This is a genomic window from Lysobacter sp. Hz25, from assembly GCF_046097045.1.
Lineage (GTDB): Bacteria > Pseudomonadota > Gammaproteobacteria > Xanthomonadales > Xanthomonadaceae > Lysobacter > Lysobacter antibioticus_B.
Genome location: NZ_CP175666.1, coordinates 2,955,222 through 2,969,132, shown reverse-complemented (window position 1 = coordinate 2,969,132; position 13,911 = coordinate 2,955,222). Strand labels below are relative to the sequence as shown.

Annotated in this window: 17 protein-coding genes; 13 read left to right on the top strand and 4 right to left on the bottom strand. The window is 63.3% G+C overall.

Going from position 1 to position 13,911, the window contains the following annotated elements; translation table 11 throughout:
- Positions 1 to 346: 346 nt before the first annotated feature.
- A complete protein-coding gene (locus ACKN61_RS12525; protein WP_408953715.1) occupies positions 347 to 760 on the bottom strand; it encodes a DUF3693 domain-containing protein in 414 nt (137 codons plus the stop codon).
- Between the two features lie 150 nt (positions 761 to 910).
- Here ACKN61_RS12525 and ACKN61_RS12520 point away from each other — a divergent pair, with 150 nt between their 5' ends.
- From ACKN61_RS12520 to ACKN61_RS12480, 9 genes are all read left to right on the top strand, one after another.
- Positions 911 to 1,153: a hypothetical protein gene (locus ACKN61_RS12520; RefSeq protein WP_408953714.1), complete on the top strand. Its 243-nt coding sequence runs from the start codon at positions 911 to 913 to the stop codon at positions 1,151 to 1,153.
- Complete coding sequence (locus ACKN61_RS12515) at positions 1,146 to 1,331, top strand: hypothetical protein (protein WP_408953713.1); 186 nt, start codon at positions 1,146 to 1,148, stop codon at positions 1,329 to 1,331. The genes ACKN61_RS12520 and ACKN61_RS12515 overlap by 8 nt, the downstream gene beginning before the upstream one ends.
- Positions 1,324 to 2,079 (top strand): replication initiation protein, encoded by a 756-nt coding sequence (locus ACKN61_RS12510; RefSeq protein WP_408953712.1) that lies wholly within the window; start codon positions 1,324 to 1,326, stop codon positions 2,077 to 2,079. Before ACKN61_RS12515 ends, ACKN61_RS12510 begins: the two co-directional genes overlap by 8 nt.
- On the top strand, positions 2,072 to 2,353 hold the full coding sequence (locus ACKN61_RS12505; RefSeq protein WP_408953711.1) for a single-stranded DNA-binding protein: 282 nt from the start codon (positions 2,072 to 2,074) through the stop codon (positions 2,351 to 2,353). The genes ACKN61_RS12510 and ACKN61_RS12505 overlap by 8 nt, the downstream gene beginning before the upstream one ends.
- Positions 2,354 to 2,412: 59 nt before the next feature.
- Complete coding sequence (locus ACKN61_RS12500; RefSeq protein ID WP_408953710.1) at positions 2,413 to 2,634, top strand: hypothetical protein; 222 nt, start codon at positions 2,413 to 2,415, stop codon at positions 2,632 to 2,634.
- 11 nt (positions 2,635 to 2,645) lie between these two features.
- Positions 2,646 to 2,849, top strand: coding sequence for a hypothetical protein (locus ACKN61_RS12495; RefSeq protein ID WP_408953709.1), 204 nt, complete (start codon positions 2,646 to 2,648; stop codon positions 2,847 to 2,849).
- A gap of 112 nt (positions 2,850 to 2,961) precedes the next feature.
- Positions 2,962 to 4,356 carry a hypothetical protein gene (locus tag ACKN61_RS12490; protein WP_408953708.1) on the top strand — a complete coding sequence of 465 codons (1,395 nt, stop codon included), beginning with the start codon at positions 2,962 to 2,964 and terminating at the stop codon, positions 4,354 to 4,356.
- 2 nt (positions 4,357 to 4,358) lie between these two features.
- The gene (locus ACKN61_RS12485; RefSeq protein ID WP_408953707.1) at positions 4,359 to 4,646 is read left to right on the top strand and encodes a DUF2523 family protein; all 288 of its coding nucleotides are present in this window, start codon (positions 4,359 to 4,361) and stop codon (positions 4,644 to 4,646) included.
- A 6-nt stretch (positions 4,647 to 4,652) separates the two neighbouring features.
- A complete protein-coding gene (locus ACKN61_RS12480) occupies positions 4,653 to 5,783 on the top strand; it encodes a zonular occludens toxin domain-containing protein (protein ID WP_408953706.1) in 1,131 nt (376 codons plus the stop codon).
- Between the two features lie 184 nt (positions 5,784 to 5,967).
- Here the strand turns inward: ACKN61_RS12480 and ACKN61_RS12475 are convergent, their stop codons facing one another.
- On the bottom strand, positions 5,968 to 6,294 hold the full coding sequence (locus tag ACKN61_RS12475; protein WP_408953705.1) for a DUF3653 domain-containing protein: 327 nt from the start codon (positions 6,292 to 6,294) through the stop codon (positions 5,968 to 5,970).
- A gap of 485 nt (positions 6,295 to 6,779) precedes the next feature.
- A complete protein-coding gene (locus ACKN61_RS12470) occupies positions 6,780 to 7,151 on the bottom strand; it encodes a nuclear transport factor 2 family protein (RefSeq protein ID WP_408953704.1) in 372 nt (123 codons plus the stop codon).
- Between the two features lie 162 nt (positions 7,152 to 7,313).
- Here ACKN61_RS12470 and ACKN61_RS12465 point away from each other — a divergent pair, with 162 nt between their 5' ends.
- The gene (locus ACKN61_RS12465) at positions 7,314 to 8,195 is read left to right on the top strand and encodes a LysR family transcriptional regulator (RefSeq protein WP_408953703.1); all 882 of its coding nucleotides are present in this window, start codon (positions 7,314 to 7,316) and stop codon (positions 8,193 to 8,195) included.
- Positions 8,196 to 8,264: 69 nt separating this feature from the next.
- Here the strand turns inward: ACKN61_RS12465 and ACKN61_RS12460 are convergent, their stop codons facing one another.
- Positions 8,265 to 10,148: a glycoside hydrolase family 9 protein gene (locus ACKN61_RS12460; protein WP_408953702.1), complete on the bottom strand. Its 1,884-nt coding sequence runs from the start codon at positions 10,146 to 10,148 to the stop codon at positions 8,265 to 8,267.
- Between the two features lie 129 nt (positions 10,149 to 10,277).
- Between ACKN61_RS12460 and ACKN61_RS12455 the strand changes: the two genes are divergently transcribed.
- The 3 genes from ACKN61_RS12455 (at position 10,278) to ACKN61_RS12445 (ending at position 13,861) form a co-directional block, all read left to right on the top strand.
- Positions 10,278 to 11,528 (top strand): ROK family protein, encoded by a 1,251-nt coding sequence (locus ACKN61_RS12455; RefSeq protein ID WP_408953701.1) that lies wholly within the window; start codon positions 10,278 to 10,280, stop codon positions 11,526 to 11,528.
- Positions 11,529 to 11,589: 61 nt separating this feature from the next.
- Entirely contained in the window at positions 11,590 to 12,612 is a 1,023-nt protein-coding gene (locus tag ACKN61_RS12450) for a carbohydrate kinase family protein (protein WP_408953700.1), read from the top strand.
- Positions 12,506 to 13,861, top strand: coding sequence for an MFS transporter (locus ACKN61_RS12445; protein ID WP_408953699.1), 1,356 nt, complete (start codon positions 12,506 to 12,508; stop codon positions 13,859 to 13,861). Before ACKN61_RS12450 ends, ACKN61_RS12445 begins: the two co-directional genes overlap by 107 nt.
- Positions 13,862 to 13,911 lie beyond the last annotated feature (50 nt).

The window sequence follows — 13,911 nt, the reverse complement described above, 5'->3', positions numbered from 1 at the left end:
CATAGAGATTGGAAAGCCGATGCAACCGAGCTTCAATTTTCTTGAGTCGGTCTGTCGGTAGTGTTGTCTTGGACAGCCAGGTGATGATTGAACTTACAAACGAGAACCCGGTTCTCCAGCGTGATTCGTCGGCCGAACAAGCGGTCTGCGTGGGCATAGAGGCTCTCAACGTAACGAAGCCTCTTGATCTGGCTCGATGAAGCGAGCTCAGCGCCCGACATCAATAGCCAGACGTTGCCCCAGTAGCGAGGCAACCTACAGTCATCCATATCTCACCTAGGGCGCAACATGACTTCTTACCATTCATCATGTTGCTGTTGTGGTTCTTGAGGGCTGGAAGCCTTCTTTACGCAACACCCTTAGATATACCAGAAGTTCGCATAATGCCTACGTTCGAAGGCTCCACACCCGTGTTTTGCACACTCGCAAACGACGGCAGGGCGACGTTCGACAGCATCAAAAAGACCGCCGCCGCCGCCCCGAGTTGGCGCGCCAATCGCGCCCACGTCTTCCGATCTTCAGCGTCCTTCGAGCGCTCTGATTCCACTAGCGCAAGCCAAGCCGCTTCGTTCTCGCCAAGGTCACGAGCCATCTTGCTGATGACGTGGGGCGCAGCCTGGGACGTTCCGGCCCTGTAGTTCGAGATCGAGGTCGCCCGAATCCCGAGATCGCGCGCGATCGCTGACTGCCGCAAATCCGCGCCCTGCTTGAGAGAGCGCCACTCGATCCATTTGTCAAGCAATTTATTCGTAGCGTTCACGACTCAAGCCTCTTGATTTTCGGAGATCAAGGGTATTGAATCACGTCCGAAGCTCAAGACGCTTGAGCTACAGGGCGACCGGCGGGGGCGGTGCCCCGGCCACCCCCCTAGGACCAGGGCGGCCGCCCCCGCCAACTACGGGGGTAGGGCATGGACCACATCAGCAGCGCACTCGCCGATCAGGCGTGGGAGCGATACGAGCAGGCCAGCGCGCACGCCGCGCGGTACATCACCGGCCAGCAGCTCGACTTAGTCGAAGTGATCGAAGAACGGGACGCCCGCGCGTTCTGGTTCGAAACGTATCTCGCGTGCGAGCGTGTCGCGCTCTCCGAGACCTCCTTGCGCAACGCTGCCTTCGTGGTCGATGCCAAGGAGGGCAGCACCAATGCATAACCTTAGCGACGCGCTATTCGGCGCGATCCTCGCTTCAGCAGGCTTCGCTTTCGTCGTCGCCGCTGCACTTCTTCATGCCTACCTGCCTGAGCGTGAGCGCGCACTCATGGCCGTGGCGGGAACAACCAACGTCTTTGCTGGCCTGTACTACATGGGCAAAGGCACTCGCCGTGGCTGACGGCAGCGGCTTTGCAAGCGGCGCAGCCGCTGGGCTTGTCAATACTGGAACAAGTGCCACGCGCTTGTTCGCTCGTAAAAAAATCATCACCGCAGCGGAGCAGCGCGAGAAGCGCTTGCGGAAGATGAAACAGAACGTGATCACCTCTGCGCGTTTGCTCGTTGAAGAAGGCCAGCGCGGCGGCTTTCGCGGCCGCTGGGCGATGCTCACGCTCACGTACCGCGATGACGAACGCTGGGTCGCTAAGCAGGTCACCGAGCTGTTGAAGTGCATTCGGCAGTACGCATCGCGCAAAGGCTTCACCGCTCGTTACACCTGGGTGCTTGAGCTGACGAAGCGCGGTCGCCCGCATTACCACGTGCTCGTGTGGCTGCCGAAAGGGCGGTCGCTTCCGAAACCCGACAAGCAGGGTTGGTGGAAGCACGGCTTGACCCGCATCGAGTGGGCGCGCAACGCGGTTGGCTATCTCGCGAAGTATGCGAGCAAGGGCGACGACTACGACTTGCGCACGTTGCCGAAAGGCGCACGCCTGAGCGGCAACGGCGGCCTGTCCAAGCTCGCACGCATCGAGCTTCGATGGTGGAAGTTGCCTCGCTGGTTGCGCGAGGTCTGGAACGAAATCACGGACGTCGGCCGCATCAAAGGCGGTTACGTCAATCGACCGACGGGCGAATTCCTCGCCAGCCCGTTCCGAGTCGTCTTCTTCGGCGGGGTACTTGTCCTATGTGAGGCAATCAGTCATGGCTAACGAAATCATCATCGAAGTGCGCTCGACCCAGCTCGACCGCTTGCGCCCCTACAACAACAAGCAGTACGGCGAACAGGGCTGCGCGATCTTCAACGGTGGCGACTACCCGCTTCCGATCAAGGTCAACGTCGAGCAGGGTCACGAGTACCCGCCCGGCCAGTACACCATCGACCCGCGCAGCTTCACCCGCGACGACATGGGCAACCTGAAGATCAAAGGCCTTCGCCTGTTGCCGCTCGGTGGTTCCTCGAAGTCCCTTCCTCCCACCAAGTAATCCCCACACGCGGGCCGACCGTCGCTTGCGGCGGGTGGCTCGCGTAGCGAGACAGGACCATGCAAGACCAACCCGCATCACCTCAACTGCTCGTGCAGTACTGCAAAGCGTCGGACTTCAACGCCGCTACCGGTGAATGCGTTGCGCCTTTCTACGGTCCTGCGTCGAGTTTCCCGCCTGTGCTCGACGCGGCCGAAGGCTTCGCGGTTTCCGTTGTGATCATCGGATCGTGGGCCATCGGCTTTTACATCAAGCAGGCACGTCGCGTTGCAAATACCTAGGAGTTCTACCCATGCGCAAGCTCACCACCCGCATCAAGCAAGCCGCTGTCGGCACCGCCGCCGCTCTCGTCGCCACTGCCGCCAGCGCCGGCGCTGCGGCCGATGCCGTCAAGGCCGGCGTGGACAACGCCGAACTGATCGCTATCGGCATCGTGGTCTTGACGATTGCCGGCATCGTCCTGTTCGTGAAGTCCGGCAAGCGCGTCGCCAACTAACAGAACCGGGGCAGGGGCGGGCAACCGCCCCTTGTTCGTTTATGGATTACATCGGCTATTTCATCATGCTCGCCATCCTGCCTTCGGTATGGTTGGCCTTCGAGGGTTGATCATGCGCGCCGTACTCGCGTTGTTGCTGTTGTTCGGACTCGCGTGGTGCGGCGCTGCATCTGCTGCCACTCAGTGCCCCAACAATCCTTACCGCTGTTCGCAGCCTGAGGCGTACAACGACGCAGACAGGCAAGCTCGCGAAGCGGGCAACGCGCTGTGCGTCGCACCTGGATCGGCGGGCCTTCAGCGCACCGAGGTGCATTCGCATACCCCCAGCTCGGGCGGGACTGGCTCGTACTCAAGCCGCTTTATGTGTAAGAAAGCCGATGGCAGCCCGGGGCAGGCATGGGACTACCGCAACATAGCGTTCGCGTTTTACAAGAACGATTGCACGTCGCGTCCATCGGTGACGGAAACGAATCACCCGAACAACGCGCTTCAATGCAACAAGGGCTGCGTGCACCGCTTCTTCATCAAGGCGCCGAACGCGAACGGCATCGTTTTTTCGGAAGGTATTGCAACGGGCGAGACCTGCAATCCCGACAACTACACGTGCCCGCAGGGCTATCGCCCTGGCGGCGCCGCGCCGGGTTGGCTCACCTCGCGCGATTGCATTCCGATCATTCCCGACAAGTGCCCGGAAGGCCAAACGCTCGTCAACGGCATTTGCAAGCGCGAGGAAGCGTGCCCAAGCGGCATGAAGCAAGACGATAAGGGCACGTGTGTGCCTGAGAAAAACGAATGTCCAGCGGGTCAGATCAAAGGCCCTGACGGTTCTTGCGTTGACGACGGTAAGTGCCCTGCAGGTCAAGCACGCGGCAAGGACGGCAGTTGCAAGAAGGACGACGACGGCGACGGCAAGCCGAACGCTGATGAAGACGATGGCAAGTTCTCCGGCGGCAACACCTGCGACGAACCCCCGCAGTGCAGCGGCGACAACATCCTGTGCGGTCAGGCTCGCATTCAGTGGCGCATCGACTGCAACACGCGCAAGAACTACAACATCAGCGGCGGCGGCTGCAACGCCGTGCCGATCTGCACGGGCGACAAGTGCGACGCGCTCGAATACGCGCAGCTCTTGCAGCAGTGGCGGTCTACGTGCGCGCTCGAAAAGCTCGCGCAGAACAGCGGCACCGGTGGTGGGGAAGGGCAGCCGGCTTGGACCAAAGCGGACGGCATGAACCAGGACCCGGGCGCCGGCAGCAGTGCGGGGGATACCGACATTTGGGCGCCGAACGAGGTCGTGGACGGCTCCGGCCTCAACAGCAGCGGCTTCATCGGTGGCGCGGGTGCGTGCCCCGGATTTCCGTCGACTGGCGGCGGCACGTTGTCATCCGGCTTCTTCGCAATGATGGCTTCACCGCCGCCGATGTGGTGCAGCTTTATCACGTGGTGCGCCTTGATTATCAACGTCTTCGCGTTGGTTTCTTCCATCTACATTCTCGCGAGGCCTTAACCATGCCCGTAATCATTGGCGCCATCGTCGCCGCGATCCTGACCGCGCTTCGCACATACCTGCCGGGCATCATCGGCCGCGTGCTGCTCATGCTCGGCATCGGTGTCGCGATGAAAGAGGTCGCGTTTCCCGCGCTGATTCAGATCATCCAAACCAAGGTGATGACGCTGCCGCCGCTGTTCGTCGCTTACTTCGGCGCACTCAAGCTCGATATCGCCATCACCCTCATTCTTTCCGCCATGGCTGCCAAGGCCACGCAGAAAGCCATGCTTGCCAAGATCAACGGATAACCACGCATGATCACGCTACTGACTGGCCAGCCCGGCCACGGCAAATCCGCTTACGGCATGGTGCTCGCACTCGATTTCAAGAAGGCTGGCCGCGAGGTTTACGCACATGGCGTTCCGGGACTCGACTACGAGGCCACCGGTTTCAAGCCTATCGAGAACCCGAAGAACTGGCATCTCGAAGTTCCGCACGGTGCAGTGATCATCATGGACGAATGCTACGGACCTTTTCCGGCGCGCAATCCTGCGTCGAAGGTGCCGGACCACGTGGACGCGATGGCGCGGCATCGGCACTTCGGTTACGACTTCATTTTGATTGCTCAGCAGGGCATCCAGCTCGACCCGTTTTTGCGCGGCCTTTACGATGAGCACATCCACATCAAGAAGAAGTTCGGCAAGTACACGAAGCGGCTTCGCTGGTCGTCGTATCAGTCGAACGTAAAAGGGCTCTGCGCTGACGCGTCCGACTGGGTTCGGCCCAAGTACGTCTTCCAGTACTACAAAAGCACCGAGCTGGATACGAGCAAGCTGCATGTGCCGAAGTGGCTTCAATGGATCGCCGTTCTGCTCATCGTGCTGGGTGGGCTCGCGTTCTACCTCAAACGCGGCTACGACAAGAAGATGGAGCAATACGCCGCTGACAACCCGAGTCAGCAGGCCGGCGTGTCGGGCGCACCTGTGCGTGTGCGCGCGGGTGCGCCTGACGCGTCGGACGTCCAATACAACACTCCGGCCGACTATGCGGAGGCGCACTTGCCGCGGTTCGCGACCATGCCCTGGACGGCGCCTGTCTACGATCAACGTGCAGTAACCGCCGATCCGCAGCTCCTGTGCATGGCGGCGGAAGAGGGCACCGATGCCAACGGGGAGCACCAGGCCGCGAGCTGCACCTGCGTCACCGAGCAGAACACGCGCTACGAGATTTCCGAAGGCGAATGCAAGCGGATTGCTCGCTATGGCCCGATCTACAATCCGTATCGCGAGCGCTCGCAGGACGTCGCCAGTGCGCCCCAGGACGTGGCCGGGGGTGTAGGGGGCTCGCCCCCTACGGGGACGCCGTCCACGCAGCCACAGCCCGGCGCAGTGATCGCAGGAGCCGTCTTGCCGCCTACCGTCTCGGCCGGTACAACCTCCCCTTGAAAACCGCTTGGAGAAGCTCACATGGACCCCTTAGACATCGCGATTTTCGTCAACGGCATCATGCTCGCCGCCTTCATCGCGAGGCCTGTTATCAGGGCGATGTTCGAAGACCAGCACAAGAAGAAATGAAAAAGGCCCCCAGATCGGGGGCCTTCTTCGTTCAGCTCTGGCGATCGCCGGAATCTCAGCCCACGGCGAGCCCGTTAGCGCGGTAGTCGCCCAGGTCGATCACGACGACCTTGATCAACTGCCGTTTCGACTTCCGCGCGGCGTTCCTGCCGCGAACCCCGTCACGCCGTTGTTCGTATTCCTGGCGCCACGCCAAGCCGCGTAGGCGCTCCGGTGTAAAGCGTTCGCCACCTGGGGTGATAAGGTCGCGACCGCGAAGCCGCCAACCGGTCCAGGGTCCTGTTAGGTCGACGTGGTTGTAAGCCTCACGGTGTAGCAGCGCAGCGGCGCAGTCGTTGGGGCAAGGGGAGTTAGCGGGCCAGCATGGCGGGCGAGTAGTCACGGGGACCTCCTGTCGTTGTGAGTAGGTCCAGGAGACCACGCAGCCAGCGCACCAGCCGCGACCGCAACCCACTTCGCATAATGCCTATTATGTTCAAGCCTAGCCGGTCGGCTTGGGGCATCTGCTTGGCCGGGACTTGCCGACTCTCGCAGACGTCTGTTTTTACGGGCTTTACATGCGAATTTGCGGTCCAGATTTCTCAGACTCCTGACGCCTGTTGTGGGCGCCTGCATTGGCAGGAACCAGTGATACCACTCGAATTATGTGAGGTCGCCGAGCACGGCGACCTGTCGGATGCTCAACAGGCAGCGATCGAGCGATTTCTTCGCTACCTGGCCGCGTTGCGGCGGTCGCTGCATACGCGGCGGCTCTACCTCTGGGCGGCGTTCTTCGTTGGTTCCGTGCCGGCGGCCAGCCTAGGCACGTCGACAGCGAATTGGTGGCCCGCTGTGGCGGCGACGCTCCACCTGCTTCGGTCGAATCTACTAGCGGACGTCGACCGACATCACCTTCTGAACGATCTTCCAGCCGCCCTGCACCTTCAGGCACGACAGCAGGTCGGTGAAGTGACGCGGCGGCATTTGCAGCTTCAGCTTTATCAGGGCGAGATGGCCCGAAACGTCGATCGCGACGACCTCGTCCTTGCGCTCGAGGCCGAGTTTTCGCGGAGCGGTCGCATTGCGCACGCCGTTCAGCCAGGTCTCGATCGGCATCACGCTGACTTCGCCGTCGTCGCCGATTCTGGTTACGGCACTGAGGGGGTGAAATATCGTCTGGAACTGCTCGGCGTCCATGTCGTACGCGGCATCGAAATAGACTTGAGCCAAGGCTCGCAAGGTGTTTTCAGCGTCTTCCATAGATTTAACTGCCTGATGTCGGAGATTGCTGCGAAAGCGAGGACGGCGGGTCCGCTCTTCCGCTCTGGGGCGTGCTCTCCCGGTCGCCACATGAACGACTTTAGATCGCGCCTATATATGAGTAAATTGCGAATACCCATATAGGACTCATGAGCGGATTTCATGAAGAGCGAACTCAATGACCTCGCGGCGTTCGCCGTCGTCGCCACCGAGCGGAGCTTTACCCGGGCTGCGGCGCGGCTGGGGGTCACACAGTCCGCGCTGAGCCACACGATCCGCGGCCTGGAACGTCGGCTGGAACTGCAGCTCCTCGCGCGCACGACCAAAAGCGTGGCGCCGACCTCCGCGGGCGCCGCGCTCTTGAAGACGCTCTCGCCTGCGCTCGAGCAGATCGATCGGGCGCTCAACGAGGTTCGCACCGCGCGAGACCGGCCGACCGGCCGCCTTCGTCTTGCCGTCTCGAAATCCGCCGCTGTGTCGGTGCTGTTGGCCAAACTTCCGGCGTTCGCCGCGGCCTATCCCGAGGTGGTGCTTGATGTGTCCACCTGCACGGGCCCGGTGGATCTGGTCGCAGGCGGGTTCGACGCCGGCATCCAACTGGAAGAATTCATTCAGAAGGACATGATCGCCGTGCGCGTGACCCAGGAACTACGCCTGGCCGCCGTCGCTTCGCCCGGGTATTTCGCGACGCGCAGCCGCCCCCTGAAACCGCGGGACCTGAGCGCCCATAACTGCATCGGGCTGCGCCTTCCGGGCGGCCCGTACCGATGGGAATTCGAGAAAGGCGGCGCGCCCGTGACGATCACCGCCAACGGGTCGCTCGTCGTCGATGACACGAGCCTCGCCATCCACGGCGCCTTGGCCGGTGTAGGCATCGCGCTGGCCTATGAAGATCAGGTGGCGGGCTACATCGACGAGGGCAAGCTGATCAGGGTGCTGGAAGATTGGTCGCCCTCCTTCCCCGGTTTCTTCGTCTACTACCCGGACCGTCGCCATCAATCGGCGGCGCTTTCCGCCCTGATCCGCGCCCTGCGCATAGGCTAACGCCGCTCCACGGCGACGCCAGCCGCTCAGTCCAACTCTTGCCGATTCGGTGCGAACGCTGCAGCCAGCTCAGCGTGTTTCGTCAGTCGTCATCGCCATAACCGCAAACAACATCCAGGTGGTGTGGGGAATCCACTGCTCCACCCAGCGCCATTGCTCGGAATCCGGGCCAGGCGCGAAGCTGATGCCGGCACCGGTGTCGCTGCCCGGTGCACCGGTGATGCCGTTGGAGATGCCGCCCACGAACATTTCGCCGGCGCTCTCCAGCACGGTCGGCGGGTTCTTCTGGCCGAAACCGTAGAGCATGGAGATGCCGTAAGGGTTGCGGCCCAGGGTCCAGTCGAGTTGGCCCTGCGCATAAGCCGCACGATCGGCGGGCAGGCCATAGCCGGCGGCGCCATGGTCTGCGAGCTTGCGGCCGCCGATCACCATGGCCGCGCTGAGCGACGCCAGGCGGGCGCTTTCGCCCTGCCACCAGTAGCCGGTTTCGTTGCGATGCGGGATGAAGAACCCTTCCAGTACCTCGCCTGTGGCCTTGCCGTCCTGGGTCAGCTGGAAGCGCTGGCGGGCGTAGCCATACGGATTGGCGACCGAATTGGTGATGGCCAACTCGTGCTTGAGCGCCGAGCCGATGGCATCCAGCGCACGCTGGCGGCGCCCCTGCTCCGGTTCGATATCGACATAGGCCGAGAGGCTGATCACCGGCAAGCCGGCCTCGGCCGCGTGGTAGTACGGACGGCTGCCGCCATCGCTGACGAAACCGCCGTCGGCCTGCTGCCGTGCCATCAAGCTTGCGGCGCGCTCGCGCGCATCATCGAGATAGCGCGACTGGCCGGTGGCGTTGTGCAGTTCCACCAGCGCCATCAACGCGGTGTAGTCGTCGATGATGTTTTCTTTACCGTCGGCGCCGTATTGCGGGTTGAACCGGCGCAGGTGCGCGTAGGCACGCTCTGCATCGGCCAGATACTGGGCACCGTCGAATTCGCCATGGCGGCCGCTTTGCTTGGCCAACATCGAAGCGCGCGCGAGCGCCGCGATGGCCATGCCGCCGCCGGCGCGAAAGGCCGAGCGGTACAAGGTAGTAAACGTTCCGGCCGAGCCTTCATAACCGGTGACCATGCGCTCGACGCCGGGCGTACCCCATTGGTCGAACACGGTGGTGTAGAAGTAGCCCTCCGCATCGAGGATGCGGTGCAGATAGTCCGCGCCCCAGAACGCCTCGTCCTCGACCTGTGTCTGCAAGTCGTGGGCGGCGAACAGGGCCTTGCGCGCATGCGCGCCATAGGCGAGCACCCAGGCCGCCATCGAGGCCTGCTGCGGATTGAAATGGTTGGCGTAGCCCAGGTGCGAGAGGTATTTGCCCTTGTCGCCACCGGCATCCTGCCAGCCGCCCCACACGTTCACCTTGCGCGAGGTCTGGAAGATGCGTAGCTCGCGGTCGGCATTATCGGTGTGGCGGCTTCGCTTGAAGTAGCCCAGCAACTGCGCGCCGGTGGTGGCGAAGACTGCGTTGTCGCGCACCAAGACCGGGGCCGATACCGCACGCTGTTTGCCTATGCGCACTTCCACTTCGTACTTGCCCGCGTCCTGCGCATCGGAAAAGTCGACGCTGAAGTAACGTTTGCCCATGCCCCACTCGGCAAACGGCTGCAGCGGCCGCAGATCGCCTTTCGCGATCGGCTTGCCATCGCGCAGCACGGTGTAGCTGCCCTCCCCGGCCTCGCCCGCATATTCGACGATGGCCTGTTTCGGCCCCAACCGCTCCAGCGCCACCTGGTTGATCTGTATCAGCAGCGGCTGTTTGGGCAGGCTCACCGACACCGTGGTCTTCGGCTTCGTCGCCGACGCTTCGGTCGATGCCGCGATGGCCATCTGCGGCAGGCTGGACAACGCGATCGCCAGCGCGGCCATCGCTCGAATTGCGGTCTTGCGGGAATGCGGCGCAGCGGTCATTGGCACGGTTCCGGATAGACTGGCCACCGCAACTTAGCCATCTGGTCGGCCGCCGTCAATAAATACTTCACATGGATGTATGAATAATACGAACTCCCCCTCCCCTACGCTCAAGCGGTTTCAACGCCTATGAATATCGGCCGCGGCGCCACCCAGCAATCCAGCGCTCCCTACAACCGCCGCCTCGTGCTGGATTTCATCCGCCAGCATGGCGCGGCCTCGCGCAAGGACATCCAGGAAAAGGTCTCGCTCAGCCCGCAGACGGTCGCCAACATCACCAATGAGCTGGAATCCATCGGCCTGATCGTCTCGCGCCGGCAAAAAGACCTGAAAACCCGCGGCCAGCCGCCGATCGCCTTCGAGATCAATCCCGACGCCGGCCAGTCGATCGGCATCAGCCTGGAACCGGGCCGCGCCTCGGGCGCTCTGGTGAATCTATTGGGCCAGATCGATGCGCGCTGCGAGGTGCAGTTGCAGGGCTGCGATCGCTCGCAGCTGTTGGCCGGCTTGCTCGAGCTCGTGGCCAAGCTGCGCCGGCAGGCCAATGCCCGGCTGTGGGGCATCGGCGTGGCCCTGCCCGGCCCGCTCGGCGACACCGAACTGAGTTTCGTCGGCCCCACCGCGCTGGAAGGCTGGAAGGACCTGTCCATCCTCGACCAGTTGCAGGAAGCCACCGGCCTGCCCCTGTTCCACAGCGTCGACAGCGTGGCGGGCGCGCTGGGCGAGACCTTGTACGGGGTCGCCCGGCACCTCGACAACTTCTTCTACCTGCACCTGAGCATGGGCCTGGGTGGCTCGTTGATCGTCGCTCGCAATACCTACCGCGGCACCGACGGCAACGCCACCGAGATCGGCCACGTGCCGGTGGTCCCGGGCGGCACGCCCTGTTATTGCGGTAACCAGGGTTGCCTGGAGCGCTACCTCTCGCTGCACTCGCTGGCCGAGGCGCTGGGCCTGGACGACGGGCAGATCCGTACCTCGGACGTGCTCGAGCGCTTGGACGACGCTGCCGACGAACCCCTGCAGCAGTGGTGCCGGCAGGCATCCCAGCGGCTGCGCGATGCCATCTGCATGATCGAGAACATGCTCGACCCGCAGACCATCGTCATCGGCGGGTCGGCGCCGCAGAAACTGGTGCAGCGCCTGGTCGACCTGGCCCAACCGTGGCACCGCTCGGTACGCGGCCGCCCTGCCCCGGAATGGCCGCGCGTGATGATTTCCCAACGCGAGGAGGACTGTTCGCTGTTGGGCGCCGCGGTGCTGCCCATCCACGAGCTGCTCTCGCCGCGCCTGGAAGGCCTGCAGAAAGATGAACTCGGGGAGCTGCAGACGGCCGAGCTGCTGGGTCACCGCCCGGCGGCCGGGGGGCGTCGAATTTAATTATACTTCCACTGGATATTTTTATTGACAGAGCAAAATTGGGGTGACTATAGTCGCCCCCATGAAGCTCGATCCGCCTCAACTAAGCCCACCTCAATTCAGCATCGTCGGCGACGTCAGCGTGGACCTGGTCCTGGGCACGCTGGACGGCTGGCCCAAGATCGGCACCGAACAACTGCTGCCGCGCAGCGAGCTGCGCGCCGGCGGTTCGGCGGCCAACGCCGCCCTCGCAGCCCGCCACCTCGGCCTGAGCCCGCATCTGATCGGCGCCATCGGTGACGACGACCTGGCCCAGTGGCTGCTGCTGCAACTGGCGGGTATCCGAGTCGAACTGCAGACCTGTACCAGCGATACCACCGTATCGGTCGGGCTGATGCATGCCGATGGCGAACGCACCTTCTTCACCAGTTGCGGGCATCTGCAGCATCTGACTCCGGATTTCGTACTCGAACACCTGCCGCCGGCATCCCCCGGCAGCATCGTCCTGTTCACCGCCCCCTTCCTGCTGCCGGGCCTGCGCGAGCACTTCAGCCAGCTGCTGGCCGCGGCCTCGGCCAAGGGCTATCAGGTCGCGCTGGATACCGGTTGGCCGCCGGAAGGCTGGACGCCGCAGGTGCATCAGGAAGTCGAAGGCTGGCTGGCGCATTGCGACCATCTGCTGGTCAACGAGTTGGAGGCGATGAGCATCGCCGGCAGCCAGGACGACGGCCAGGGTCTGGATGACAACCGGGACCTGGAGCTCGCGGTGCAACACGTCGCCCGCCTGCTCAAGCCCGGCGCCCATCTGATCGTCAAATTGGGCGCCGCCGGCGCGCTGGGACACGTCGATGGCCGGAGCACCCGCTACGCCACCGAGGCGGTCCGCGAAATCTTCGACACCGTGGGCGCCGGCGACAGCTTCAACACCGGCTATCTGGCGGCACGCCTGAGTCAAACCAGCACGAGTCAGGCCAGCACGAAGCAGGCCAGCCTGCGCGATGCGCTCGCGGCCGGCTGCCGCACCGCCAGCGCGATCCTGCCCCGCTTCCCGCGCAAGCGCATCGCCGCCGGCGAACTCGCCCATTGCCTGCAGCCGCAGTCCTGACCCCGGAGAGACGATCGTGAAGCACCAGCCGATGATCATCAGCTACATCCTCCTGATCTGGTTCGCGATCTCCTTCATCACCAATCTGATCGGGCCGCTGATGCCCATCGCCATCCAGGATTTCAAGCTCAGCCTGACCATGGCCGGCTTCATGCCGTTCTCCTTCTTCCTGGCCTACGGCTTGATCTCGATCCCGGGCGGCTTGTTGATCGAAGTCCGCGGCACGCGCTTCACTTTGTTTACCGCGTTCGCGCTGAATTTCATCGGCGCCCTGGCCATTGCCGTGATGCCGGGGTACGTGTCGGTGGTGGCCGGGCTGTTCGTCATCGGCTTAGGCATGGCCCTGCTGCAGGTAGTGATCAATCCGCTGATGCGCACGGCCGGCGGCGAGCAGCACTTCGCCTTCTTCTCGGTGATGGCGCAGTTGGTGTTCGGCCTGGCCTCCTTCCTCAGCCCGCTGGCGTTCCGGCTCTACATGCAACGTCCCGGCGTGGAGGGGCAGCCGCTGGCCTGGCTGACGTTCTACTGGTTCTTCAGCGCCGCCTTCGTCCTGCTGGCCCTGCTCAACTACAAGCTGCCGCTGCCGGCGGTGGAATTGAAGGACGACGAACGCGCGGGCAGCCGCGAGGCCTATCGCAGCCTGCTGCGCCGCCGTGATGTGCGTTTGTTCTTCCTGGCGATCGTCGCCTATGTCGGCACCGAGCAGTCCCTCGCCAACTGGATGTCGCAGTTCCTGCACAGCTACCACGGCATGTCGGCCACCGAGCAAGGTGCGATTGCCGTCAGCCGCTTCTGGGGCTTGATGTCGCTGGGCTGCCTGGCCGGCTTGGGCCTGCTGAAACTCATCGACTCGAAGTGGGTGCTGGCGATCTTCTCGACGCTCGCCATCGCCTGCCTAGCCCTCGCTCTTTTCGGCTCCGCGGACATCTCTCTACTGGCCTTCCCCGCCGCGGGCTTTTTCTTGTCGGTGATGTTCTCGGTGATCTTCTCGCTGGGATTGAACTCGGTGCGCCAGCATCACGGTGCGTTCTCGGGAATCCTGTGCACCGGCATTCTCGGTGGCGCCATCGTGCCGCTGTTGATCGGCTTCATCGCCGACCACTGGGGCCTGCGCGTGGGCCTGTCGCTGGTCTTCATCCCCCTGCTCTACATCCTCAGCGTCGGTGCCTGGGCCAGGCCACTGGTACGCAACCAGACCGTGTATTCCGCGAAAAACACGCCCGCCTCGAACACTCCCGCCTCGCCCTGAACGGGCAACCGCACCAGCCACTGCGCGGGTCCGCCGGCCCGAGTCGCCGT